Origin of the sequence: Bacillus sp. SKDU12, from assembly GCF_010093085.1 — a bacterium.
GTDB lineage: Bacteria > Bacillota > Bacilli > Bacillales > Bacillaceae > Bacillus > Bacillus mexicanus.
The window spans coordinates 159,520-186,320 of the sequence record NZ_MSRC01000017.1; the positions used below are offsets into that span (position 1 = coordinate 159,520).

Annotated in this window: 21 protein-coding genes; 15 read left to right on the plus strand and 6 right to left on the minus strand. The window is 45.6% G+C overall.

The window, feature by feature from the left end; all coding sequences use genetic code 11:
* Positions 1–19: 19 nt before the first annotated feature.
* Positions 20–2,092, minus strand: a complete 2,073-nt coding sequence (locus BTW01_RS15050; RefSeq protein ID WP_162103806.1) for a transglycosylase domain-containing protein — start codon at positions 2,090–2,092, stop codon at positions 20–22.
* A gap of 201 nt (positions 2,093–2,293) precedes the next feature.
* Here BTW01_RS15050 and speE point away from each other — a divergent pair, with 201 nt between their 5' ends.
* Together speE and speB are read left to right on the plus strand one after the other, a co-directional pair.
* Positions 2,294–3,124 carry a spermidine synthase gene (speE, locus tag BTW01_RS15055; protein ID WP_003227543.1) on the plus strand — a complete coding sequence of 277 codons (831 nt, stop codon included), beginning with the start codon at positions 2,294–2,296 and terminating at the stop codon, positions 3,122–3,124.
* A 62-nt stretch (positions 3,125–3,186) separates the two neighbouring features.
* The gene (gene speB / locus BTW01_RS15060) at positions 3,187–4,059 is read left to right on the plus strand and encodes an agmatinase (RefSeq protein WP_162103807.1); all 873 of its coding nucleotides are present in this window, start codon (positions 3,187–3,189) and stop codon (positions 4,057–4,059) included.
* 311 nt (positions 4,060–4,370) lie between these two features.
* Here speB and BTW01_RS15065 read toward each other — a convergent pair whose 3' ends face one another.
* Positions 4,371–5,516 (minus strand): tetratricopeptide repeat protein, encoded by a 1,146-nt coding sequence (locus BTW01_RS15065; RefSeq protein WP_162103808.1) that lies wholly within the window; start codon positions 5,514–5,516, stop codon positions 4,371–4,373.
* Positions 5,517–5,974: 458 nt separating this feature from the next.
* Here BTW01_RS15065 and BTW01_RS15070 point away from each other — a divergent pair, with 458 nt between their 5' ends.
* The 4 genes from BTW01_RS15070 (at position 5,975) to fnr (ending at position 10,209) form a co-directional block, all read left to right on the plus strand.
* Entirely contained in the window at positions 5,975–6,403 is a 429-nt protein-coding gene (locus BTW01_RS15070) for a DUF1934 domain-containing protein (protein WP_016937596.1), read from the plus strand.
* Positions 6,400–8,070: an arginine--tRNA ligase gene (argS, locus tag BTW01_RS15075; RefSeq protein WP_162103809.1), complete on the plus strand. Its 1,671-nt coding sequence runs from the start codon at positions 6,400–6,402 to the stop codon at positions 8,068–8,070. Before BTW01_RS15070 ends, argS begins: the two co-directional genes overlap by 4 nt.
* A gap of 132 nt (positions 8,071–8,202) precedes the next feature.
* On the plus strand, positions 8,203–9,390 hold the full coding sequence (gene narK, locus BTW01_RS15080) for a nitrate transporter NarK (protein ID WP_162103810.1): 1,188 nt from the start codon (positions 8,203–8,205) through the stop codon (positions 9,388–9,390).
* A gap of 99 nt (positions 9,391–9,489) precedes the next feature.
* Complete coding sequence (fnr, locus tag BTW01_RS15085; RefSeq protein WP_162103811.1) at positions 9,490–10,209, plus strand: fumarate/nitrate reduction transcriptional regulator Fnr; 720 nt, start codon at positions 9,490–9,492, stop codon at positions 10,207–10,209.
* A 34-nt stretch (positions 10,210–10,243) separates the two neighbouring features.
* Here the strand turns inward: fnr and BTW01_RS15090 are convergent, their stop codons facing one another.
* Complete coding sequence (locus BTW01_RS15090; RefSeq protein WP_162103812.1) at positions 10,244–10,963, minus strand: YwiC-like family protein; 720 nt, start codon at positions 10,961–10,963, stop codon at positions 10,244–10,246.
* Positions 10,964–11,106: 143 nt separating this feature from the next.
* On the opposite strand from BTW01_RS15090, the gene BTW01_RS15095 reads away from it, so the two are divergent.
* The 7 genes from BTW01_RS15095 to cls (BTW01_RS15125) all read left to right on the plus strand — a co-directional run bounded on the left by BTW01_RS15095 (position 11,107) and on the right by cls (BTW01_RS15125) (position 20,546).
* The gene (locus tag BTW01_RS15095) at positions 11,107–11,583 is read left to right on the plus strand and encodes a Crp/Fnr family transcriptional regulator (protein ID WP_162103813.1); all 477 of its coding nucleotides are present in this window, start codon (positions 11,107–11,109) and stop codon (positions 11,581–11,583) included.
* 205 nt (positions 11,584–11,788) lie between these two features.
* On the plus strand, positions 11,789–15,475 hold the full coding sequence (locus BTW01_RS15100; protein ID WP_162103814.1) for a nitrate reductase subunit alpha: 3,687 nt from the start codon (positions 11,789–11,791) through the stop codon (positions 15,473–15,475).
* A complete protein-coding gene (gene narH / locus BTW01_RS15105) occupies positions 15,465–16,928 on the plus strand; it encodes a nitrate reductase subunit beta (RefSeq protein WP_162103815.1) in 1,464 nt (487 codons plus the stop codon). The genes BTW01_RS15100 and narH overlap by 11 nt, the downstream gene beginning before the upstream one ends.
* 25 nt (positions 16,929–16,953) lie before the next feature.
* Positions 16,954–17,511 carry a nitrate reductase molybdenum cofactor assembly chaperone gene (narJ, locus tag BTW01_RS15110; protein WP_162103816.1) on the plus strand — a complete coding sequence of 186 codons (558 nt, stop codon included), beginning with the start codon at positions 16,954–16,956 and terminating at the stop codon, positions 17,509–17,511.
* Positions 17,508–18,179 (plus strand): respiratory nitrate reductase subunit gamma, encoded by a 672-nt coding sequence (gene narI, locus BTW01_RS15115; RefSeq protein ID WP_162103817.1) that lies wholly within the window; start codon positions 17,508–17,510, stop codon positions 18,177–18,179. The genes narJ and narI overlap by 4 nt, the downstream gene beginning before the upstream one ends.
* Before the next feature lie 131 nt (positions 18,180–18,310).
* Positions 18,311–18,940 carry a YitT family protein gene (locus tag BTW01_RS15120; RefSeq protein ID WP_162103818.1) on the plus strand — a complete coding sequence of 210 codons (630 nt, stop codon included), beginning with the start codon at positions 18,311–18,313 and terminating at the stop codon, positions 18,938–18,940.
* A 103-nt stretch (positions 18,941–19,043) separates the two neighbouring features.
* Positions 19,044–20,546 (plus strand): cardiolipin synthase, encoded by a 1,503-nt coding sequence (gene cls / locus BTW01_RS15125; RefSeq protein WP_162103819.1) that lies wholly within the window; start codon positions 19,044–19,046, stop codon positions 20,544–20,546.
* Between the two features lie 181 nt (positions 20,547–20,727).
* Here the strand turns inward: cls (BTW01_RS15125) and BTW01_RS15130 are convergent, their stop codons facing one another.
* From BTW01_RS15130 to cls (BTW01_RS15140), 3 genes are all read right to left on the minus strand, one after another.
* Entirely contained in the window at positions 20,728–21,000 is a 273-nt protein-coding gene (locus BTW01_RS15130; RefSeq protein ID WP_162103820.1) for a hypothetical protein, read from the minus strand.
* A gap of 80 nt (positions 21,001–21,080) precedes the next feature.
* Positions 21,081–22,043: a UV DNA damage repair endonuclease UvsE gene (gene uvsE / locus BTW01_RS15135; RefSeq protein WP_162103821.1), complete on the minus strand. Its 963-nt coding sequence runs from the start codon at positions 22,041–22,043 to the stop codon at positions 21,081–21,083.
* A gap of 12 nt (positions 22,044–22,055) precedes the next feature.
* Positions 22,056–23,252, minus strand: a complete 1,197-nt coding sequence (gene cls / locus BTW01_RS15140) for a cardiolipin synthase (protein WP_162103822.1) — start codon at positions 23,250–23,252, stop codon at positions 22,056–22,058.
* 154 nt (positions 23,253–23,406) lie between these two features.
* On the opposite strand from cls (BTW01_RS15140), the gene BTW01_RS15145 reads away from it, so the two are divergent.
* Complete coding sequence (locus BTW01_RS15145; RefSeq protein ID WP_162103823.1) at positions 23,407–25,524, plus strand: heterodisulfide reductase-related iron-sulfur binding cluster; 2,118 nt, start codon at positions 23,407–23,409, stop codon at positions 25,522–25,524.
* On the plus strand, positions 25,521–26,660 hold the full coding sequence (gene acdA, locus BTW01_RS15150; protein WP_162103824.1) for an acyl-CoA dehydrogenase AcdA: 1,140 nt from the start codon (positions 25,521–25,523) through the stop codon (positions 26,658–26,660). Before BTW01_RS15145 ends, acdA begins: the two co-directional genes overlap by 4 nt.
* Positions 26,661–26,801 lie beyond the last annotated feature (141 nt).

The window sequence follows — 26,801 nt, forward strand, 5'->3', positions numbered from 1 at the left end:
CCGAGGAGCCGGGTTATTTTTAATGATTCCGTCCCAGCCATTTGTCCCACCACTTTTTCTCGGAAGCGGGCTTTTCTTTGACTGGCCGGTCTTTTATTTGTTTAGCGGGTTCTGCCCCATAGCACACGTTTGCCGGTTCGGTTCCTTTTACAAAATACGTGTAATGCTTGGCTGCGCATCCTGGACCGGATGTGTAGCCTGTTGTTGGATCAATGTATACGCCGGTTACGCCTTTTGGCGGTTTGAATGCCGTTTCTGGTTCACCTTTGAGCGCATCTTCCATAAAGTCCGCCCAAATCGTTTTGGCGTAGCTTTTTTCTTCGACCGAGTCGATAGTGTTGTTTTTGTCATAGCCTGTCCAAACCCCTGCGGCCAGTTTCGGATTGAAGCCGATCATCCAGCTGTCTGCGCTTGTCGTTCCTGATTTTCCGGCATATGTCCTTGTCAGGCGGTTGGCTATCGTTCGTCCGGTTACCGAGGTATAGCCGTTTAAATCAGTATCAAACATGCCTGTCATCATATTCGCTGTGACAAAAGCAGCTTTTTCATCGAGCATCTGTTTCCGCTGATTTGAATTTTCGTACAGCACATGTCCAGCCGCGTCCGTGACTCTTGAAATGAAGGTCGGTTCGATTTGCTTTCCTCCATTTGCAAGCATAGCGTAGGCGTTGACCATTTCAATCGGGCGCACGGGTTCGGTGCCGAGCGCCAGCGACGGCAATGCTTGAAGATGGGCGGTGATGCCGAATTCCTTTGCTGCCTGTACAAGCTTGTTCGTGCCGAGAAAGAGATGTGTTTTCACAGCGTAAATGTTGTCAGAAAGCGCCAGCGCCTGCAGAAGCGTAATCGGTTTGTTTGCGTAGTATCCGTTATAGTTGCTTGGAGAATAGGTTTCTCCCTTCGCATCAATTTGGAACTCGGTTTCTTCGCTTTTCATCAAGGTGACGGGCGTAAACCCGCTCTGAATCGCTTTATAGTACAGTAACGGCTTGATCGTCGATGCAGGCTGGCGTTTCGCCTGTGTCGTCCGGTCAAATGGGCTTTTTTGATAATCCCTGCCGCCGACAAGGGCGAGAACGTTACCTGAGCGGGGATCAATGGCTGAAAAACCGACTTGAATGTCAGAGCCAGCGTTGACAGTTTCGGCAATGGTCTTCTCGGCGATTCGCTGCATCCGTTTATCTACCGTTGTATAGACATTTAACCCGCTCGTTTCAATTTGCTCCCTGGTCATGCCGAGCTTTTTCTCCAGCTCTCTCATCGCATTGTCATAGAAATAAGGAGCCTTTCTCTTGGAAACTTGTTTATTCAAAGGCTGATAGGAAAGGGGTTCCTTGATCAGTTCATCTGCTTTTCGATGACTGATCATCCGCTGCTTTTCCATCATCCGCACAATTGTTTTCTGGCGCTCCTTAGCCTTTGCTTCATTAACATAGGGAGAATAGCCGGAAGGGCCTTTTGGGATTCCCGCTAAAAGCGCCGCCTCTGCATCCGTCAGGTTTTTCGCATGCTTTTCGAAATACAGGCGGGAAGCGGCTTCAATGCCGTAGGCGCCGTGCCCGTAGTAAATCGTATTTAAATAGCCTTCTAATATCTCGTCCTTAGAATAGTTTTGCTCCAGACGAATCGTGTAAAATGCCTCATTCCATTTTCGTTTCCACGTTTTATCGTGTTCAAGGTATAAGTTTCTCGCATATTGCTGGGTGATGGTGCTTGCGCCCTGAACCTTGGCAAATGCTTTCAAATCAGCAAGCGCCGCCCCAGCCATGCGTTTATAATCAAAACCGTGGTGATGATAGAAATTTTGGTCTTCAACCGCCACTGTCGCCTTTGCGATCGTCGGGTTCATGTCCTGTAAGGGAACCCAATAGCGCTTTTCGCCATAATTCGTTTCCCCAAGCTTTGAACCGTCATTCGCATACAAAATCGTGGATTGCGGCACTTGCACCGAGGGAGCGCCCTGGTATTTGGCTATCAAAATGACAGTCATAAACACAGCCGCTGCCGCCAAGACCGCAAAAGCGCCTAAAAAGATGAAGGCGCGAACGGTTTTCAGCGTCATTCTCAGCCGTTTATTTGTCATGGCATCCACAACGGGTTCCCCCTTTTTTTATGTTTCTACTATTATGAGAAAAAAAGATCGTTTTTAAACATCGCAAAACGGGACGCATCTTTACTTTTTCCCCGCCATCCTCTATACTTTTTCCTTAGGTGAAAATGAGATTTCAACCGGGAATAAAAGCTGATAAGACGCTTACAATAAATGAATACAGCCTTGAAAGGGAGATGACAATTGAGCGAACTTTGGTACACAGAGAAGCAAACGAAAAATTTTGGCATTACGATGAAGGTTAACAAAACGTTACATACAGAACAAACGGAGTTTCAGCATTTAGAAATGGTAGAAACAGAAGAGTTCGGCAACATGCTGTTTTTAGATGGCATGGTTATGACATCTGAAAAAGACGAATTTGTTTATCATGAAATGGTGGCGCATGTCCCATTATTCACACACCCGAATCCAGAGCACGTGCTTGTGGTCGGCGGCGGTGACGGCGGCGTCATTAGAGAAATTCTGAAGCATCCGAGCGTGAAAAAAGCGACACTTGTTGATATCGATGGCAAGGTTATCGAATACTCTAAAAAGTTCCTTCCTTCAATCGCAGGCAAACTGGATGACCCGCGCGTTGACGTGCAGGTAGACGACGGATTTATGCACATTGCGAAATCTGAAAATCAATACGACGTCATCATGGTTGATTCAACTGAACCAGTCGGACCGGCTGTAAACTTGTTTACAAAAGGATTCTACGCAGGAATCGCGAAAGCGCTGAAAGAAGACGGCATTTTCGTCGCTCAGACAGACAACCCTTGGTTTACACCTGAATTAATCACCAATGTACAGCGTGACGTGAAGGAAATCTTCCCGATTACGAAGCTGTACACGGCGAACATTCCGACATACCCGAGCGGTTTGTGGACATTTACAATTGGTTCGAAAAAATATGATCCGCTTGCAGTGGAAGACAGCCGTTTCTTCGATATTGAGACAAAATATTACACAAAAGATATTCATAAAGCGGCATTTGTTCTGCCGAAATTTGTGAGTGACCTGATTAAATAATAGTGATATAGCGCAGGAGCGAATCTTGCGCTTTTTTACAGGAAAGCGAGGGTATATTATAGATGAGATTTGATGAAGCTTATTCAGGAAAAGTATTTATCGCGAGCCGTCCCGAGTGGGAAGAGGCGGATGCCATCCTTTACGGCATGCCGATGGACTGGACGGTCAGTTATCGCCCGGGCTCACGCTTTGGTCCAAACAGAATTCGCGAGGTGTCAATCGGCCTTGAAGAATACAGCCCGTACTTAGACCGTGATCTAGCCGACCTGAACTTCTTTGACGCCGGCGACATTCCGCTGCCGTTCGGTAATCCGCAAAGAAGCCTTGATATGATTGAAGAATATGTGGACAGCATTTTAGAAAAAGGGAAATTCCCTATGGGCATGGGTGGGGAGCATCTCGTGTCCTGGCCTGTCATAAAAGCGATGCATAAGAAATATCCAGACCTTGCGATTATCCATTTTGACGCACATACAGATCTTCGCGTTGATTATGAGGGAGAACCGCTTTCTCACTCCACGCCGATCCGCAAAGCAGCAGAATTAATCGGACCGCAAAATGTATATTCATTTGGAATTCGTTCCGGCATGAAGGAAGAGTTTGAATGGGCGAAGGAAAACGGCATGCACCTCTCAAAATTTGAAGTGCTTGAACCGCTGAAGGAAGTCCTTCCGAAGCTGGCAGGCCGTCCGGTTTATGTCACAATCGACATTGACGTATTAGACCCTGCACACGCGCCGGGAACAGGAACGGTTGACGCCGGCGGCATCACATCTAAAGAACTGCTAGCATCCGTCCATGAAATCGCACGCTCTGAAGTAAACGTAAAAGGCGCCGACTTAGTGGAAGTCGCACCAGTGTACGACCACTCAGAACAAACGGCAAACACAGCCAGCAAAATCATCCGTGAAATGCTGCTTGGGTTTGTGAAATAATAAAAAAACATCCAGACGCTGTCTGGATGTTTTCTAATACCGAGCCTTTGTAAATACAAATTCACTCTTTTAGCAATGAAAATTCCGATAATTCATCTAACATTAATTCAACAGCAGAGTTTCTGCTGTCGCATGCCTCATAAATTGATTAACAAAAACCCCTGTCTAACTTTAGAGGATCATTTCAAGGGTGACGGTCTTTTATTTATATCATGGCACGTTCAGCAATTTCAGTATCGTGTATAAATATGGATGTTACCTCGTTCCAAAACAATACAGCAGCACTTATTGTTAAACAACCAATTAGTAATTTATACTTCAATTTCATACAAATTCACTCCTCCTTGAATATGCTGTCTGATATCTTCAACCTTCAAAAAATAAACGGAGGCTTTTTTAAAATCCTCTAATTTATAGTAGTATTTAGCTGCGTCAAGGGCTAAGTCCTCCATATCAGCGTACATCAATTTACTTTCAAGGAAAAGAAAACAGTTGTTAATTTGTTCTTCATCAGGACCGAAAAAGTGTAAAAATTTCAAAAATTCAAACTTATGGAGGTAAACAGTATCCTCAGCTCTTAGAGAATGAGCGAACCCCTTATTATAATATTCTTCTGCTTTTATTAAATTACCTAAATTAAAATATATTTGTGTAATCAAAAAGTATGGCTGAGGAAGGGAATTTATGATTTCAGCATTCTCAAATACAGTGATAGCTCTTACTAAGTGATCTATAGCGTTTTGAAAGTTTTTTTGGTTATGATGACAAAGTGCAACATTATATAGAGTCCTTCCCATTAATTGAGGTTGCTGCTCCACTTCAGCCATTGAAAAAGCTTTTTGGAAATGAGATATCGCTTGATCATATTGTTTTAAATCCAGAAAATTTGCCCCGAACAAGGAGTGGCACTGAGTAAGCCTTATATCATATGCAGTCTGGGCCATATAAATTTCATACGCTTGTCTGGCATAGTCCATTGATACATATGTTTGTTTCATATAATAGTAAACCTCAGACATCTTAAAGAAAAACTCAGCTTTCTCTATTCGATCCTTAACGAATAGTAACTTGCTTTCGGCCTTTTTGAAAAATTTAATGGCAGACAGATATTCCCGTTGGTCCAGCTCATACATACCCCTAAAGAAATTAAAGTAATAATCAAGGACTCCGGTTAAACGAGCCTGTTTTTTATCAATCTCAACCAGCAGCTCAGACAGTCTGGGCTGTTCCTCGATCCGCATTTTTTCTAGCGGTTCAAGGTACTCAAGCATCAGGTTGTGCCGGAATTCCATTAAAGAATAGTACAAATGAAGATCCTGGTCTTCTTCCATTTGCTCCAGCTCTTGTTTGATTTCTCTTCGCAAGTATTCTGCATCGGGTATGCTGAATTGGCGTATGTACATATACCATTCGTTAATCTTTTCTCCGACGGAAGAAGAAGATATGACACCTGCCACGTTTGCAAATCCCTCCCTTCATTATTCTATATATGTCATATTTTATCATTTTCATTCTTGAGAGAAGCGCAAAAAAACCGCAATCTTTTTCTTTCGTTACACCGCATGAGTCTGAAAAAATTAAAAAACGCTTTGAAACCTGCCCTATTGGTGTTTGAGGGAGCAGAAAGGTGTGAGAAATAACAAAACGGAAGTGACATAGCGAGCTTTGTCAGTACCCATTTTTATACTTTTATTTGAATGAAACATTAATTACAAATGATAAAATTCAGAAAAATACAATATTTCTTAAAGGCAATGCAGTAATCTGATTTTCTCTTCCATTAAAGAACTGCTTTTTATGAGGTTTATCTTCAAATCTAATGAGCAATGATGGTAAGATAGAAGCAGTTGAAGTTTACAAACTGAATGATTATACTATTCAAGTCAAAGTGGAATGATGAAAAGGACGTGTCAAAATGAAGCAAGAGACACCGATAACACTCCATGTGAAGTCTGTGATCGAGGATGACGGAAATGAGGAAGTCATCGAATTCCGCACCACCGGATTTTACTATGTAAAACAACAAAAAGTGTATCTATCTTATTATGAGGAACACGACTTAGGCAAAGTAAAAACGATTGTGAAGGTGAGCGAAGGTGAAGTTCTGATCATGAGGTCAGGCGCTGTTAAAATGAATCAGCGTTTCATAACGGGAGCTTCCACAATTGCGAAATATAAAATGTCATTTGGTGAGCTTGAGCTGGAAACAAGCACAAAATCGATTCAATCTGATCTCGGTGAAGAAAAAGGCCGAATCAGCATCGCATATGACATGCATGTCGGAGACGAGCAGCAGCATTTACATAATATGACGATCACGTATGAGGGAGGAACTCACGCATGAACATTGCCGAACAAATGAAGGACGTGCTGAAAGAAGAAATCAAAGCGGCCGTTCTGAAAGCGGGATTGGCTGAAGAAAGCCAGATTCCTGATGTCGTTTTAGAAACACCAAAAGATAAAACACATGGTGATTATTCAACAAATATGGCGATGCAGCTGGCAAGAATCGCAAAAAAAGCGCCGCGCCAAATCGCTGAAGAGATTGTCGCTCATTTTGATAAAGGAAAGGCTTCGATTGAAAAGCTCGATATCGCCGGCCCGGGCTTTATCAATTTCTATATGAACAATCAATATTTAACGAAACTGATTCCGTCTGTATTGGAAGCAGGTGAAGCATACGGAGAAACGAACATCGGAAACGGTGAACGAGTTCAGGTTGAATTCGTATCAGCGAATCCGACGGGAGACCTTCACCTCGGCCACGCCCGCGGTGCGGCTGTCGGTGATTCTTTGTGCAATGTGCTTTCAAAAGCGGGCTACGATGTGAGCCGTGAATATTACATTAATGATGCCGGAAACCAAATCAACAACTTGGCGCTTTCTGTTGAAGTTCGTTACTTTGAAGCGCTCGGTTTAGAAAAACCGATGCCGGAGGATGGCTATCGCGGCGAGGATATCATTGCGATTGGAAAACGTCTCGCTGAGGAATACGGCGACCGCTTCGTCAACGAAGAGGAGAGCGAACGCCTTGCGTTTTTCCGTGAATACGGCCTGAAATACGAGCTGGAAAAACTGCGCAAGGACTTGGAAAACTTCCGTGTGCCGTTTGATGTATGGTATTCCGAAACATCATTGTACGAAAACGGAAACATCGACAAGGCGCTTGAAGCGATCCGCGAAAAAGGCCATGTCTATGAAGAAGACGGTGCGACTTGGTTCCGCTCAACCACGTTTGGCGATGATAAAGACCGCGTATTGATCAAGAAGGACGGAACGTATACGTACCTCCTGCCCGATATCGCATACCATAAGGACAAGCTTGATCGCGGATTTGATAAGCTGATCAACGTGTGGGGAGCCGATCACCACGGCTACATTCCGCGTATGAAAGCGGCAATCGAAGCGCTTGGCTATGAAAAAGGGACGCTTGAAGTCGAAATCATTCAGCTCGTTCACCTTTACAAAAACGGTGAGAAAATGAAAATGAGCAAACGGACGGGTAAAGCGGTAACGATGCGCGACCTGATTGAAGAAGTCGGCTTGGACGCCGTGCGTTACTTCTTTGCGATGCGCAGCGCTGATACGCATATGGATTTTGACTTAGATCTTGCGGTATCAACATCTAACGAAAATCCTGTTTATTATGCGCAATACGCACATGCCCGTATTTGCAGCATGCTCCGCCAAGGGGAAGAGCAGGGACTTAAGCCGGCGGCGGATCTTGATTTCAGCGTTATTCAATCAGAAAAAGAATATGACCTGCTGAAAACGATTGGCGGCTTCCCAGAGGCAGTGGCAGAAGCGGCGGAAAAACGAATTCCGCACCGTGTCACAAACTATATTTATGATCTGGCTTCTGCTCTGCACAGCTTCTACAATGCGGAGAAAGTCATCGATCCAGAAAATAAAGAGAAGAGCCGCGCGCGCCTGGCTTTAATGAAGGCAACGCAAATTACGCTGAACAATGCGCTTCAGCTGATCGGTGTATCGGCTCCGGAAAAAATGTAATCATGATCAAAGGACAAAGTCTTCGGGCTTTGTCTTTTTTTTATAAAAAAACGTGTGATGTATTTCACAATCCTGTTTGCTGAGTTTTTGTATGATAAGGCTGATATTGAATCATTGAAAGGGGCAAGCCGAATGATCAACCGTCAACATATTCAATTATCGTTACAGTCATTAAGCTTAGTGGCAGGATTTATGGTGTGGGTATTGATTTCATCACTCATTACCCAAATGACATTAGATATTCATTTAAGCAAAGGCGAGATTTCTTTAGTAACAGCGATTCCCGTCATCCTCGGGTCGCTTCTCCGCATTCCTTTAGGGTTTTTAACGAACAGGTTTGGGGCGCGGCTGATGTTTATGATCAGCTTTATCCTGCTTTTGATTCCTGTGTTTTGGATCAGTATCGCAGACTCTCTGTTTGATTTAATCGCAGGCGGGTTTTTCTTAGGGATCGGGGGAGCGGTATTCTCCATTGGGGTGACCTCTCTTCCGAAATATTATCCGAAAGAAAAGCACGGTGTCGTCAATGGGATTTATGGAGCCGGAAATATTGGAACCGCGATTACCACATTTGCCGCGCCGGTTATTGCACAAGCTGTGGGGTGGAAAGCAACTGTGCAGATGTATATGGTTCTGCTGGCCGTTTTCGCATTGCTGCACGTATTGTTCGGCGACCGCCATGAGAAGAAAGTGAATGTTTCCATGAAAACCCAAATCAAAGCCGTTTACCGAAATCATGTGTTGTGGTTTTTGAGCCTGTTTTATTTTATTACATTTGGCGCCTTTGTTGCCTTCACCATTTATCTGCCGAACTTTTTGGTGGAGCACTTTGGGCTGAGTCCTGCGGATGCCGGTTTGCGAACGGCTGGCTTTATTGCCGTATCGACGCTCCTCAGACCTGTAGGCGGATTCCTGGCTGATAAAATAAGCCCGCTCCGCATCTTGATGGTCGTTTTTGCAGGACTTGCATTATCAGGCATTATCTTATCGTTCTCGCCGACGATCGGCCTTTATACGTTTGGGACATTAACTGTCGCTGTCTGCTCAGGTGTAGGAAACGGAACTGTTTTTAAACTCGTGCCATTCTACTTTTCGAAGCAAGCGGGAATTGCCAATGGGATTGTGTCTGCGATGGGCGGATTAGGCGGATTTTTCCCTCCGTTAATCCTGGCGAGTGTATTTCAGGCAACAGGCCAATACGCGATCGGTTTTATGGCGCTTTCGGAAGTGGCGTTAGCAAGCTTTGTCCTTGTCATCTGGATGTATTGGCAGGAAAAAGTGAAAACGCACACGGAGAGAAACAGTCAGAGCGTCAATTAACACTGGGCATTCACAAGATTGTTATTTTTTTCTCGATGGGTGCCAATCAATTCACGTTACAATAAACATACGCAACGTGACTTTCTTCGAGGTGAGCTCATGAATTTTCTCTCTGTTCGACGACCATCTGATAGTGATCTGATTTCCAGCGATCTGCATGAATTGCTGGAATCAATCAGCACGAAAAGAAAAATGGAAAAACACACGTATTTGTTTCGGGAAGGAATGGATGCAGAAGAGCTTTACCTGATTCAATCAGGACTCATTGAGATTGGCAAGCTGACATCTGACGGAAAAGACCTGACACTTAGAATTTGCCAAAAGCATGATATCGTCGGTGAATTGACGCTTTTCACTGAAGAGCCGAGATATATGCTCAGTGCAAAAGTGCTAGAGGATGGCGAGGTGCTCGTCATTAATAAAAACAAGCTGGAAAAAGAATTAATTCAAAACGGTGCTTTGACATTTGAATTTATGAAATGGATGAGCACCCATCTTCGAAAAATCCAGTCTAAAATCAGAGACCTGCTTCTTCATGGCAAGAAGGGAGCGCTCTACTCGACCCTTATCCGCTTATCAAACAGCTACGGAGTGGAACGAAGCGACGGCATTCTGATTAACATTGTGCTGACAAATCAAGATTTGGCAAAGTTTTGTGCGGCGGCAAGGGAAAGCGTCAACCGTATGCTGGGAGATCTCCGCAAACAAGGGGTGATTTCGATAGAAGAATCAGGAAAAATTATTTTGCACAAACGGGATTATTTGCGATGTGAGATTGAGTGTGAAAATTGTCCGCTGGAGATTTGCAATATTGATTAAAAAACCCAAAGGCCGCCGGCGGTCCTTGGGTTTTTTATCTTGTGGCCAACACATACATGACAGCAAAAAAGAAGCAGGCATTCACGAGTTCCCAAATGCCGATCGTTTTCACAGGCCAATCTCGTCCGTGGAAAAACCATGCACGCAAACTGCTTGGAATCAAACCGAGAAAAGCCCATCCTGCTCCGAAAAGAGCGGATAAAAAGGGGAGCAGCAGGTGATATCCCCATGACCAGTATGCAAATCTTTTGTTTTTCTTTTCTCGGATCATTGATTTCACAAAAAAGGAGCTCCCGATAAAAAATAAAGCGGATTGGAAAAAGATAAACCAAGCCGAGCCGTCAAGGATTCCCGTCCCCAGCCAGCAGCTCGCAAGCCCGCCCGAACAAAAAAACAAGACTCCCGCAAAATCATTCACAAGCGCCCGTTCGTTTTTTCGGCGGGCAAAATACATATGGATGAGAAACAGCGGCAATAAAGAAACACCAATCCAGATGAGCGGCGGCTTATGAAAGACAGAAATGATCAAAAAGAAACAGGCCGGAGCACTGTAATAACATATCCACTTTTGATAGGGGATGAGTTGTTTCTTTTTCATGGCAAGCGTAACGGGATACACGGCTAAGTACAGGAAAAGCCAGCCTAAAAAGAGCGGAATATGCCAAAGAACGGGACCGCCCTTGGCCATGCCGAGTAAAAAGGGAATCAGCAGCATTGCCCATGCGCCGTGCTGCTTTGGGATCAGCGTTTTCATCGAAATTCTCCTTTTTTATTCTATTATAAAGGCAGCCAACCTCCAGATAAGTGACATTCATCATACAGGCTGTGAAATACATCACTGCTATATAGGTTCAATATAGCTACACTAAAGCTATCCTTAGCACAGGAGGCTTTCCTATGAAACAGTGTGACTATTTATTATTTTTGAAACAACTTCCTATGTTTAATGAAGTGCCTCTATCCATTGTTGAAACCTTGCTGAAAAACGGGACGTTTATCAGCGGATCGTCCAGTCAGTCTCCATCCTTTCTTCATTCTCAATCTGTTTATATTGTATTAAAAGGCAGTGTCCGTTTTATGGACAGCAGGCTCCCAGAAGGCTCGAAAACCGTTGCGCTATGGGAAAAGGGCGATGTGTTCCCGATTGATGAAAAAGGAGAAATGTATTTATCGCCTTTTATCTCAGTCCAAGCCGCTTCAGACATTCTGATTCTCAATATCCCTTACCGTATATTTAAAAAAGTGATGTCTTATAACTCGCGGCTGCAAATGAATTTTTTGGCTATGCTTCAGCAAAATGTCTTTTGCTCCTATCAATTATTTTTGCGCTATTTGCATACATCACAGGATGAAAATGCTGAGTCCGGCTCTTAATTAGAGCCGGTTTTTTGATTTTTGCTAATTGATTTAAGCGTCCTGCCTGAATACCGCCTTCATCATTTCCTGTAAAAGCTCTTCCTTCTCCCTAATGTGAATATTTTGTGAAAAAAGCGGAGTGTGTGACATAGTTCACAAGGAAATCTGCGGTCTCTGTTTATAGTGAACGTAGCATCACCTGACTCGGAAGGAGTGAACTCTCATGAAGAAAAAGAAAATGAGTCCGTTGTTTAGGAGATTGAATTATTTTTCTCCTATCGAACACCATTCAAATAAACATAGCCAAACCACCCGCGAAGATCGCGATTGGGAGAATGTATACAGAAGCAGATGGCAGTACGACAAAGTCGTTCGCTCCACCCACGGCGTCAACTGCACGGGGTCCTGCAGCTGGAACATTTATGTGAAAAACGGAATTGTCACATGGGAAGGACAAAACTTGAATTATCCATCAACAGGCCCGGATATGCCAGATTTCGAACCGAGAGGCTGTCCGCGCGGGGCCAGTTTTTCATGGTATATCTACAGCCCGCTCCGTGTGAAATATCCTTACGTGCGTAGTGTACTGATCAATTTGTGGCGCGAAGCATTGCAGGAGCATCAAAATCCGCTGGATGCATGGAAATCAATAGTTGAAAACCCTGAAAAAGCGAACTCCTATAAACAAGCAAGAGGGAAAGGCGGTTTTGTGCGCGCTGAATGGCCTGAAGTGCTGAAGCTGATTTCAGCCTCTTTGCTGTATACAGTCATGAAATACGGGCCTGACCGGAATGTCGGTTTTTCTCCGATACCGGCCATGTCCATGATCAGCCACGCCTCAGGCTCTCGGTTTATGTCATTAATCGGCGGCCCTATGCTCAGTTTTTACGATTGGTACGCGGATCTTCCGCCGGCATCTCCGCAAATATGGGGTGACCAGACGGACGTTCCGGAAAGCAGTGATTGGTACAATTCAGGCTATATCATTACATGGGGATCCAACGTGCCATTAACGAGAACGCCTGATGCGCACTTTTTGGCTGAGGCCCGCTATAAAGGCGCTAAGGTCATTTCGATCAGTCCTGATTTTGCGGAATCCTCAAAGTTTGCGGATGACTGGCTGAGTATCCGTCAAGGGACTGACGGGGCGCTTGCGATGGCAATGGGCCACGTCATTTTGCAGGAATTTTATGTGAATCAAGAGACGGAACGTTTCATTGAATACGCGAAGCAATACACGGATTTTCCATTCCTCGTTACCTTGTCAAAAGAAAATGGCGTATACACAGCGGGCCGGTTTCTGCATGCGAATGACATCGGACGGCAGACAAAAAATGATCAGTGGAAGCCTGCGGTCTGGAATGACCAGACAGGCACATTTGCCATACCGCAAGGAACCATGGGCTCCCGCTGGGACGGACAGCAGAAGTGGAACCTGCACATGATCGATGAAGAAACCGAAGAGTCGATTGAACCCCGTCTCTCTGTGCTCGGAATAGAAGACGAAATCGGCACAGTGCGTATCCCGTATTTTTCAAATGACGGAAACAAAGTGCTTGAGCGGGATCTTCCGATTAAAAAACTGGATCTGAACGGCGAAGAGGTGTGTGTCACGACTGTGTTTGACTTGATACTGGCCAACTACGGCGTGAACCGGGACATCGGTGACCAATCACCTGTCTCTTATGATGATCCTCAGCCGTTTACACCAGGATGGCAGGAACAGATGACAGGAATCAAAAAAGAAGCTGTCATTAAGATTGCCAGAGAGTTCGCTCAAAATGCGATCGATACAGACGGCCGGTCCATGATTATCGTAGGAGCAGGGATTAACCACTGGTTCAATTCCGACACGATCTACCGGGCTGTATTAAATCTTGTATTACTAGTAGGCGCTCAAGGCGTAAACGGCGGAGGCTGGGCCCATTACGTGGGACAGGAAAAGCTTCGTCCTGCTGAAGGCTGGCAGACGATTGCAAATGCAAAGGACTGGGAGAGTGTACCTAAGCTGCAAAACGGCACCTCATTTTTCTACTTTGCGACAGACCAGTGGCGGTATGAGGACCAGCCCGTCAGTGACTTGGCTTCACCGATTGCTGGGTCATCACGTTACAAGCATCATGCCGATTACAATGTGATGGCAGCGCGCTTAGGCTGGCTGCCGTCCTACCCGACTTTCGATAAAAACGGCATTGACCTATACAAAGAAGCTGAAACAGCGGGAGCAGCCACACCAGAAGCTGTTGGTGCATATGTGGCCTCACAGCTTCAAGAGAAAAAGCTGAAATTCGCGATTGAAGATCCCGATAATGAAGCCAATTTTCCAAGAAATCTCTTCGTATGGCGGGCGAATCTGATCTCAAGCTCAGGAAAAGGACATGAATATTTTCTTAAGCATCTGCTGGGAACGACGAACGGTTTGATGAATGACGACAGCGAAAGCATCCGCCCTGAAGAGATCAAATGGCGGGAGCAGGCACCTGAAGGAAAGCTCGACTTATTAATCAATCTTGATTTTCGAATGGCTGGTACGGCATTGTATTCCGATATCGTGCTGCCGGCGGCGACATGGTATGAAAAACACGATCTCAGCAGCACAGATATGCACCCGTTCATTCATCCTTTCGCCCCGGCCATCTCGGCTCCGTGGGAATCAAAGTCGGACTGGGATATTTTCAAAGCGCTGTCAAAAGCCGTTTCCGATCTGGCAGAAGAAGTCGATATGGAGCCGGTGAAAGAAGTTGTAGCGACACCGCTTCTTCACGATACGAAGCAGGAGTTGGCTCAGCCGTTCGGTAAAATCAATGACTGGAGCAAAGGCGAATGTGAAGCTATTCCGGGAAAAACGATGCCGAACATTCAAGTCGTCGAACGGGATTACAAACACATTTATCATAAAATGACCGCGCTCGGGCCTCACACCGGTTTAAAACCGAGCGGAACAAAAGGGATGAGCTGGTCGATTGCCGAGGAATATGAATCACTCAAGAAGAGGCTGGGAGAAATCACCTCGGACAGCATTGCGAAAGGATGCCCGAATATAAGCGAAGCAAAGCAGACAGCAGAAGCAATTTTAACCCTATCATCCACTTCGAATGGAAAAGTCGCTGTGAAGGCATGGGAATCGCTTGAAAATATTACAAATCTAGAATTGAAAGACTTGGCGGAAGAACGGGAGGAAGAATGCTTTACGTTTGAGCAAATCACAGCTCAGCCGAAAACGGTCATCACGTCTCCGGCATTTACAGGTTCAGAAAAAGGGGGACGCAGGTACTCGCCATTTACGACCAACGTAGAAAAATTAATTCCGTGGCGAACACTGACCGGCAGACAATCTTATTATGTCGACCATGAAATGATGATGGAATTCGGTGAAACGATGGCGACATTTAAACCGATTCTTCAGCATCGCCCGTTCCTAAACAAGCGGCCTGACCAAGAGGGCAAAGAAATCGTTCTTAATTATTTGACGCCGCATAATAAATGGTCTGTCCACAGCATGTATTTTGATTCTTTGCCGATGCTGACGCTGTTCCGCGGCGGGCCGACTGTATGGATGAATAAAGATGACGCGGGAGACACGGATATTAAAGACAATGATTGGATTGAGTGCTTCAACCGAAATGGCGTAGTCGTCGCGAGAGCGGTTTTGTCACACCGGATTCCTAAAGGAATGGCATTTATGCACCATGCCCAAGACCGCCACATCAACGTGCCCGGCACGAAACTGACAAATAACCGCGGAGGCACCCACAACAGCCCGACAAGGATTCACGTCAAGCCGACACAAATGATCGGGGGCTATGCCCAGCTCAGCTACGGCTTTAACTATTACGGTCCAACAGGGAATCAGCGCGACCTGAACGTCGTCATCCGCAAGCTGAAGGAGGTCGATTGGCTTGAAGATTAAAGCGCAAATCGGGATGGTCATGAACTTAGATAAATGCATCGGCTGCCACACGTGCAGCGTCACCTGTAAAAATACGTGGACAAACCGTGCCGGTGCGGAATATATGTACTTTAACAATGTAGAAACAAAGCCGGGCATCGGCTATCCGAAGCAATGGGAGGACCAAGATAAATATAAAGGCGGCTGGACATTGAAAAAGGGCAAGCTTGAACTGAAATCAGGCCCGAAAACAAACCGGCTCGCAGGCCTTTTCTATAACCCGAACCAGCCGACGATTGATGATTACTATGAACCTTGGAACTATGATTATGAAACATTAACAAACAGCCCGCAGAAAAAACACCAGCCGGTGGCGCGGCCGAAATCGTCCTTGACGGGAGATTTCATGAATATCGAATGGGGGCCGAACTGGGAGGATGATCTCGCGGGCGGCCACATTACAGGGCTTGAGGATCCAAACGTGCAAAAGATGGAGGAATCGATCAAAACAGAATTCGATGAAGTCTTTATGATGTATCTTCCGCGTATTTGTGAGCACTGCATCAACCCGGCTTGCGTGTCATCTTGCCCGTCCGGCGCTATGTACAAACGCGAGGAAGACGGCATTGTGCTTGTGGATCAAAACGCATGCCGTTCATGGAGATATTGCGTCTCATCCTGCCCTTATAAAAAAGTTTATTTTAACTGGCAAACGAACAAAGCGGAAAAATGCACACTCTGCTTTCCTCGCTTGGAGGCGGGTCTGCCGACCATCTGCTCCGAGACGTGTGTAGGCCGAATCCGCTACCTCGGTGTCATGCTGTATGATGCGGACAAAGTGGAGGAAGCGGTATCTGTTGAAAATGAAAAGGATCTGTACCATTCACAATTAGACGTTTTTCTTGATCCGAATGATCCTGAGGTTGCCAAACAGGCAAAAGAACAAGGCATCCCGGCTGAATGGATCGAGGCCGCGCAGCAATCGCCGATCTATAAAATGATCATCGACTGGAAGATTGCGCTGCCGCTTCACCCAGAATACCGCACACTGCCTATGGTTTGGTACATTCCGCCGCTGAGCCCGATTATGAATCTCTTTGAAGGGAAAGGAAGCCAGCAAACGGCGGAAGACATTTTTCCGGCTATCGACCAAATGAGAATCCCGATTGACTATTTGGCGCAGCTATTAACGGCTGGTGATACAGACCATATTCGTTCAACTTTAAAGAAAATGTCTGTCATGCGCCAGTATATGAGAGCAGTCCAGACGAATAAATCCGTCGACCCGGATCTCATATCCAGTGTCGGCTTAACAGAACAGCAAATTGAAGACATGTATCGGCTGCTTGCCATCGCTAAATATGATGACCGCTTTGTGATCCCAAGCAGCCACCGAGAAGATGTGTCAGATTTATACGCTGAACAAGGAAGCTGCGGCTTATCATTTTCAGGCGGCCCCGGCTCTTGTTTCTAACTTTTGATAAATGAGGTGTAACAAGATGAACACCACAGACCGGCAAATGACGTTCTCCGCTCTTTCCTGCCTTCTTGCCTATCCAGATGAAGAGTGGAGAGCTGAGCTTCCTGATTGGAAGGCTCTTATTCATGAAATCAGCAACCAGCAAATCAGGGAGAAGCTGATGCACTTTTTCAAGGGGGCATCCAGCTTCTCTCAAGAAGCATTGATCGAGCACTATGTCTATACGTTTGACTTCGGGAAAAAAACGAATATGTATGTGACCTACTTTAACTCAGGAGAGCAAAGGGAACGCGGGATTGAATTGCTGCATTTAAAAAACACTTACCAGGAATCCGGTTTCCTGCCGACAGAGAAAGAGCTGCCTGATTACCTGCCGCTTATGCTGGAATTTGCCGCAGTAGCAGAGGTTGAAGCAGCGAGAAGTGTGTTTGGAAAATATTTGTCCAATGTGAGGGAGCTGGCTTCCCGTCTCGAAATAAATAACAGCATATATGCGGAGCTGCTGCATGTGCTGCAGGACGCCCTGGAAAACATCGGGGTGCGTGAAAGCACTGAAGAAGGGGCTGTTCAGGCATGAGCGGGCAAATCCTGTGGGGCGTAATGCCATACATTGTTTTGACAATCTTTATCGGCGGCCATATTTACCGTTATCAGCATGACCAATTTGGCTGGACGGCGAAATCCAGTGAGCTGTTAGAAAAGAAAAAACTGGCGGCGGGCAGTACACTTTTTCATTGGGGCCTCGTGTGCGTTGTCGGCGGGCACGTCATGGGCATTCTTATTCCGGAAGCCGTGTATTCTTCCCTTGGCATTTCAGAGCATATGTATCACAAAATGGCGATTGGCGCAGGCCTGCCAGCGGGGATTGCGGCATGTACCGGACTCGTTATCCTGACGTACAGAAGGCTGTTTGACAAAAGAATCCGCAAAACCAGCTCCCCAACGGATATCCTGACGCTCATCCTGCTGCTGTTCATGATGCTGACGGGGGTTGCGGCCACGTTTCTCAACATTGATTCGAAAGGATTTGATTACAGGACAACAGTCGGGCCATGGTTCAGGGAAATTGTTTTGTTCCGGCCTGACGCTTCTTTGATGGAGAGTGTCCCGCTATGGTTTAAGTTTCATATCATAATCGGATACGTTGTTTTTATCCTGTGGCCGTTTACAAGATTGGTTCACGTATTCAGCCTGCCGCTCAAGTATTTGACACGAAGCTATGTCGTATATCGGAAACGCTCGTGAAAAATCCCCCTTGCAAAAGGGGGATTTTTTTCATAATCGTGTAATATTTTCTGCCAATGAAATGGCTGGGCGGTGAGAAAGTTTGTTATGTTTGTAGGTGGAAACAACATGATCTAGAAGGAGCGTGAAGAATGAAGCGGATTTTACTCATTTTAATTGCTTGTCTGATCACAAGCGCCGGGGTCCTGACCCTCAGACATTCTCATGTGTTAACTGGCGGCACAGCCGGACTGTCACTAAGTCTGACATATTTATTTCATTCCTCGTTTGCCATCATCTTCTTTCTGATCAATATCCCGTTTTATGTGTTTTCTCTCATCAGAATGGGCATCAAATTCACTCTATCCACCATATTTGCAGTCACAGCGCTGACTCTGTTTACAAGCGCGGATCACTGGCTGCCGCCTGTCTCTTTTCCGCCGCTTGCCGGGGCGATTTGCGGCGGTGCGCTGATCGGGCTTGGCCTGTCACTCATGTTTTATCATCAAGCATCGCTGGGCGGTGCCAATATTCTCGCATTATTTTTGCAAAAACGCTGCGGATGGAATCCGGGAATGGTTAATTTTCTCTTTGATTTTGGTGTAGTGCTGGCCGGGATTTTTTCTGTGGGATTGCTGAGAGGGATCTTCTCTTTTGTGTCGATTGCAGTTACGGGCCTGGTCGTCGGCTTCTTCAAAAATAAAATCAAAAGCAGTTATTCCCTCAAGCCGGCCTTGCTCCAGAACATCACACCCGGCCAATCTCAGGAAGCTTCATCATAAGCCTTTCCGCACTTAGCGGAGAGGCTTTTTTTATATAAAAGGTTTACCGGTTATAGAAAAGAGGGAATACGGAGGTAATCGAATCAGATTGGGGAGAATCAGGATGCTGAAAAGGAGACTGGAATTTTTCTTTTTATATCTCATGCTTATCGGGGCATATGTCATATGGTTTTTTCCGGTTTCCAGACTTGAATTTTACGGAGGATTGCTTTGCTATGTCAGCATTATTTTGTTCAGCATCTATTCGTTACTTCTTGAAAACCGCACCTCGCAGCACACGCTGTTATGGATCCACATTCTTATCTTTTTTCCGATCGCCGGCTACATGTTTTATCTATTCTCCGGACAGCTGTATGTAAAAGGAAAGCTGTTTAAGACAAAACGAATGTACAACAGGGAAAAGCTCAGGAAGCTGTTTGATATGGAAGAGACGCCGCCAGTCACAGAGCTGAAGGACAATCAGAAAAGATTCTTTACATACTCTATCAAGGCCGCCCATATGAATATCAATACGAAAAGCAATATCAAAGTACTGAAAAACGGCGAAGAAACCTTCCCGGACATTTTCAAAGCAATGAGGAAGGCAGAATCTTATATACATATTGAATACTACATGTTTAAATCAGATATGCTCGGCCGCGGGATGATGGACATTATGATGGAAAAAGCGCGCCAAGGTGTCGAGGTGCGGTTTTTATATGACGCTGCAGGAAGCATCAAACTGGCTGGACGAGATATCGTGAAAATGAAACAGGCGGGAGTGGACATTGTTCCGTTTTCTCCGCTAAAATACGGGTTCTTTAATCAAAAGCTGAATTTTAGGAATCACCGGAAAATCGTGATCATTGATGGGGAAATCGGTTTTGTGGGCGGATTAAATGTCGGGAAGGAATATATCAGCCGAGATCCGTATATAGGCTTTTGGAGAGACACCCACCTAAGACTGGAAGGAGAAATTGTGCAAACGCTTCACGCCATCTTTATGCTGGATTGGGAATACGTCTCCAACGAAGTATTAATTGATCTAGAGGAGTACAATACTCCAGTTCCAGTCGAAGGAGAGGGCATTTATCAAGTTGTCGCGACAGGCCCTGACATGAAGGAAAGCATGAGCGACCTTTATTATGAAATGATCGCTTCAGCACAGAAATCAATATGGATCGCCACCCCTTACTTTGTTCCGAATGAATCCATTCGTACAGCGCTGAAAGCAGCAGCGGCAAAAGGCGTGCAAGTAAGGGTCATGGTGCCGGAGAAGAACGACAGCTTTTTGACGCAGTACGCGTCGAGATCCTATTTCCCGGAGCTTCTTCTCGAAGGCATTGAAGTCTATTCCTACCAAAAAGGCTTCATGCATCAAAAAGTCATGATCGTTGATGGTGATCTAGCCTCTGTCGGCACCGCAAATATGGACATGCGCAGCTTCCAGCTCAATTTTGAAGTGAACGTGTTCTTTACGGATGCCGAAGCAATCCGCACCCTTGAAGACCATTATGAAGAGGATATGCTGGACAGTGAAAAACTCAGCCCTGTCGGCTTTTATAAAAGGGGAATGATCGATCGGACAAAGGAATCCTTCGCCCGCCTGTTTTCAGGTGTTTTGTAAGAAGGGACCATGATAGGCAAGTTCGCCGACTTGCATTTTCGTTCGCCAGCTTTGGCACCAATGTTTTCATGTTGTTATGGTGAAATTTGAATGAAACAATTCGGACAGGCGGTTCAGCTCCATTATGTAAGAACATAAGAAAAAGGATAGACAAGATGTCTATCCTTTTTTATATGTAAGTTTAAAGCGCTTCTCTTTCAGCGGGTTCAATCATACTTTGGAATTTTTCAACAAGCTGCGGTGCTTTTGTTCCTTCTACTACAATCAAATATTCCTTTTCATCATGAGCCATGCGGAATGTTTCAAGCTCGATTAAGTTTTTGATTTTGCACATCGTTTTCTTTGAATAAATATAAACCTCGTGGCTTCCAGAATGGCACATTTTATAAAGATGAATCAAATTTCTTAAAGTAAATGCCTGTGCGGCTACTTTCAGAGACTTGATGTTTTTCATAATCTTTCTCCTCCATCGATTGTTGTCTTATATAGGGTATGTTCCCAAAGCGGACGAGCCGTAAACCTGATATGGCACATTTAAGATTTCCATTGCAGCGTGCCGCCGCCAATACGTTTAACACCGCGAATGGAGCTTAATTCATCCATCAGGCGGAGAAGAGCCTTGTCTTTCTGTTTTGCTTCAATCATGAAATCAATATTGGTTCCCCATTGCCTGAAGCGTTCCAAGAGCGGCAGCAAAAAATTCGCGTCAACATAATCGGCGTGGCTGCGTATGGCTTGCTCCGATTTTGGGGAAGACAGGTGCACCTTCGGCGGCAGGCCGATTCGCTCCCATGTGTTGATCATCCGGGGCAGGGCTTCATTTAGGTCTGCGTCATCATCTGGATTGGCATAGAAATGATGAAAGTCAAAGACAAATGGCACATTCTCTTTTTCGCAGGCTCGAAGCGTTTCTTCCGTCGTATAGGTTTTATCATCGTTTTCAAGTGTCATCCGCTGTTTGATCGCCTGCGGCAGCTGCTTCAAATGTTGATGAAACTGTGCAGTTGCTGTGTCTTTATCTCCGTAAGCGCCGCCTATATGGATGTTAATAACAGAGCGATCAGCAATGCCCATGGCTTCAAGCATGCGGTAGTGATACGTCATATCGGTTATCGCATTTTTTGTAACAGATTCCTTTGGGCTTGTGAATAGGGTAAATTGATTTGGGTGAAAGCTTGTTCTCAAATGATGTGTTTTGACAAGCTCTCCAATCTCCTGAAACTCCTTTTGAAACGGCGTGACAAAGTCCCACATCACATCGGGATGCGTGGCCAATGGCACAATTGAACTGGAAAAACGGTACAAAGGAATGCCATGGCCGATGATATAGTGAAGGGTTCTCATCGTATTGTGCAAGTTGGCTCTTGTCACAGTCAGCAGTGCTTCTTTTCTTTCATCCTTTGAAAGCTTGGAATAACGCGCGAATGTCAATGTTTTAGCGGGAGACGCCTCCCAAAGGCTCATCGCGTTTGATACGAACCCGAATCTGAAAATCATAGGAATTCTCCTTTATAAAAAATAAGATAATGCTCGGCCAAGCCATTCCGCCGGGCGCTGCCTGAATGTGCGGCTGCTGAAAGCCTTCTTGGTCAGCAGCTCCGACTTTTTCATATCCTCGTTGATTGTGGCGTAGACCTCACCTGTAAAAGCTTCGTCATCAATTTCGACATTGACCTCTTCATTTAAAAATAAGCTGCGCTTATCGAAGTTGGCTGTTCCGATGATGCTGAGATGGTCGTCTATGATGACGGCTTTTGCATGATAAAACCCTTGATAATAGCGATAAATCAGACAGCCGGCATCCAAAAGCTCCGAATAATACGTAAAAGCCGCTTCTCGTACCAGCGGATGGTCTGATTTCATCGGTACAATGATTCTCACGGAAACGCCGTTTTTTCTCGCATTAAGCAGGGCCTCTCGAAGCGGTCTTGACGGGATATAATAAGGCGTGCAAATAGTAAGGCGATTCTTGGCCTGCGCGATATTGGCCAAATACATGTTTTCAAGCGAATAGCCGTCAGTCGCATAAATCTTATGAGAGATATTCCCCTGCTGGAGCTTTGGACAAACTTTCGACCCCATTTCAATTCCGGTATTTCGCTTTAGGTCAGAAGCAAAAAGCGTTTGAAGGTCATGCACGCCTTCTCCCTTCATACGCAGATGATAATCCTCCCAATTGCCGAACTTCGCTTTCTTTCCCAGATATTCCTCAGCGATATTAAACCCGCCGATATAACCGATTTTTCCGTCTATCACAGTGATTTTCCGATGATTTCGTTTTTGTATATGAAAAAAGAAAAAAGGGAAGCGGGGCTTGTTTAAAAAATGAACATGAACTCCGGCATTTTTCAACGTCTTCAGAGCTGGTTTTTTTATTTTTTGGCTGCCGGACCAATCCAGTAGCAAATAAACAGAGACACCGGAATTCGCTTTTTCTTTCAGCAATGTAAACATATTGTGGCTGACCTCATCATTTTTCATAATAAAAAACATCATGTGAACAGAAGAAATGGCCTGGCGGATATCTTCCATCATCCGTTCCACTAGGTCAGCGCCGCAGTGAATCAACTCGATATCACTCTTCTTTTTTGAAAAGACAGGCTCGTAGGCGTTTTTTTTATAAACAGCATATCCCATGAAGATATCAAACAGAATGAAAGCCAATAGGATGATGACAATAATGAGAATGACGAAAAATATCTTCATGCCGGCACTCCTTTCCGTAGTAACGGTAGTATGCCCGAACCGCAGGAATTTAATTATTGACTGAACACTCATTCATTATTTATCATGAAGATAATCTTATATAGATTCGAGGATAGGGAATCATGGTCTTCATCAGTAAAAAGGGGGGATTGGAATGAGCGGCTTTCTCATTGCGAATGCATTGTTATTTCTTGTTGTAACCGCTTACTCTGTCTATTTGTTTGTCTACTTGGTTAAAACAAGGCTGGCTTACATCAGGCTCGGACAGAAAGAACATTTCGATAAACGGGTTAAGGAAAGGCTTCAGGCTATTTGGGTGAATGTATTCGGACAGAAAAAACTGCTCAAGGACAAGAAAAGCGGAATGATTCACGTCATGTTTTTCTACGGATTTATATTGGTTCAGTTCGGAGCGATCGACTTTATTATCAAAGGGCTGGCTCCCGGCCGGAATCTGCCGCTCGGCCCTGGCTATCCCGCCTTCACCTTTATTCAGGAAATCGTTACGTTTCTCATTTTAATCGCTGTGGGCTGGGCATTTTACAGGCGTTATATCGAAAAGCTCGTCAGGCTGAAACGCGGATTCAAAGCAGGACTGGTCCTCATTTTTATCGGGGGATTAATGCTGACGGTGCTGCTTGGGAACGGGATGAATTTGATTTGGCATGGGCACATACTTTCGTGGAACGAACCAATTGCCTCAAGTATCGCGTTTTTGTTTGGCGGAATCGGAGAAACAGGCGCCGCGGTGATTTTCTATATCGCATGGTGGGTGCATCTTCTGTTTTTGCTGAGCTTTTTAGTGTACGTGCCTCAATCAAAACACGCCCATTTAATCGCAGGGCCTGCCAATGTTTTTTTCAATCGAATGGAATCAGCCGGGAAGCTTGAAAAAATTGATTTTACCGACGAAACGAAAGAAAGCTACGGAGCGGGTAAAATTGAAGATTTCCGGCAGTCTCAACTGCTTGATCTGTACGCATGTGTTGAGTGCGGCCGCTGCACCAATATGTGCCCTGCAACAGGAACGGGAAAAATGCTGTCACCGATGGACTTGATTTTGCGCCTCAGAGACCATCTCACCGAAAAAGGCGCCGCCATCACCTCGCGCTCGCCATGGGTCCCCGAGGCAGCGTTCCGCCATACGAGAGGAAATCAACTGGCGGCGCAGTCAACAGGCAGCGGATCGCAGGAAGCCGCGGCGGCGCTGGATTACAATCCGAGTTTGATCGGCGACGTCATTACAGAGGAAGAAATTTGGGCCTGCACCACTTGCCGGAATTGTGAGGACCAATGTCCTGTCATGAACGAGCACGTGGATAAGATCATCGACCTCCGCCGCTACCTCGTACTGACAGAAGGAAAAATGGACAGTGATGCACAGCGCGCTATGACCAGCATCGAGCGGCAGGGAAATCCGTGGGGCCTCAATCGAAAGGAACGTGAAAATTGGCGTGACTCGGCGCCGGATGCTGAGATTCCGACCGTAAAAGAAATGAAAAAAGAAGGGAAAGAATTTGAGTACCTATTCTGGGTCGGTTCCATGGGGTCTTATGATAATAGAAGCCAGAAGGTCGTGATTTCCTTTGCTAAGCTGCTCAATCACGCGGGCGTGTCTTTTGCGATCCTCGGCAATAAAGAAAAAAATTCAGGGGATACGCCGCGCCGCCTTGGAAATGAATTTCTATTCCAAGAGCTGGCTGAAAAGAATATTTCCGAATTTGAAAAAAATCATATTAAAAAAATCGTTACAATTGATCCGCACGCATACAATTTATTTAAAAACGAGTATTCTGATTTCGGTTTTGAAGGCGAGGTTTATCATCATACAGAAGTGCTGGCAGAACTGGTGAAAAACGGGACATTAAAACCGCAGCACCCCCTTGAAGAGACGATTACCTTTCATGATTCCTGCTATTTGGGCCGGTACAATGACGTTTATGATCCCCCGAGAGAGATTTTGAACGCCATTCCGGGCGTACGGCTGATTGAAATGGAGAGAAACCGGGAAACCGGCATGTGCTGCGGCGCCGGCGGGGGATTAATGTGGATGGAAGAAGAAACGGGAAATAGAATAAATGTCGCCAGGACAGAGCAAGCGCTCGCAGTCAACCCATCGGTGATCAGTTCAGGGTGCCCGTACTGTCTGACGATGCTCGGGGACGGCACGAAGGCGAAAGAAGCCGAAGACCAAGTCAAAACGTATGACGTCGCCGAACTTCTGGCTCAATCTGTCTTAGGCGCTGATATGAAAACGGGGGAGAAGCCATGAATTTTTCATTATCAGAAGAACACGAGATGATAAGAAAATTAGTCCGTGATTTCGCGAAGCACGAGATAGCTCCGACAGCGGCAGAACGCGACGAGCAGGAGCGCTTCGATCGGAAGCTGTTCCGAGAAATGGCGAATGTGGGGCTGACAGGAATTCCGTGGCCTGAAGAAAACGGCGGTATCGGAAGTGACTATCTGGCCTACGTCATCGCGGTGGAGGAGCTGTCAAAAGTGTGCGCCTCCACCGGTGTGACGCTCTCCGCCCATATCTCCCTTTGCAGCTGGCCGCTGTTTGCATTTGGAACGGAAGACCAGAAGACAGAATACTTAACACAGCTGGCCCTCGGAGAAAAAATCGGCGCTTTCGCCCTAACTGAAGCAGGGGCCGGTTCTGACGCCGGCAGCATGAAAACAACTGCTGAACGAATCGGCGATCACTATGTGCTAAATGGCTCAAAAGTGTTTATCACAAACGGCGGCGTCGCGGATATTTATATTGTTTTTGCAGTCACCGATCCCGAGAAAAAGAAAAAAGGCATTTCCGCTTTTATTGTAGAAAAGGATTTTGAAGGATTTTTGGCAGGGAAGAAAGAAAAGAAGCTGGGCATCCGTTCGTCTCCCACAACTGAAGTCATGTTCGAAGATTGTGTAGTACCCGCAGCAAACCGCCTCGGAGAAGAAGGTGAAGGCTTCAAAATCGCGATGAAGACACTTGACGGAGGAAGAAACGGCATTGCCGCTCAAGCCGTTGGCATTGCTCAGGGGGCGCTTGATGCGGCGCTTCTATACGCAATAGAGAGAAAGCAATTCGGAAAATCTATTGCCGAGCAGCAGGGCATCGCTTTTAAACTGGCTGATATGGCTACAATGATAGAAGCTGCAAGGCTATTGACCTATCAGGCGGCGTGGCTTGAATCATCGGGTCTTCCATATGGAAAAGCTTCCGCCATGTCCAAACTGCTGGCGGGGGATACGGCGATGAAGGTTACGACCGAAGCTGTGCAGATTTTCGGCGGCTACGGCTATACTAAAGAATATCCGGTTGAACGCTATATGCGTGATGCAAAAATCACGCAAATCTATGAAGGCACGCAAGAAATTCAAAGACTGGTCATCTCCAGAATGCTCGCGGATTGACAGAAAACACCTATCAGTCGGATCACTCTTGTAAAATTATTTAAATTAACGCTGTTAAGGGTAGCATATTCTGTTTTATTTTGTTTATAATGAGAGGTATGGTTTGTATAAGAACGATACAAAAATGCTTTCATTATTGAT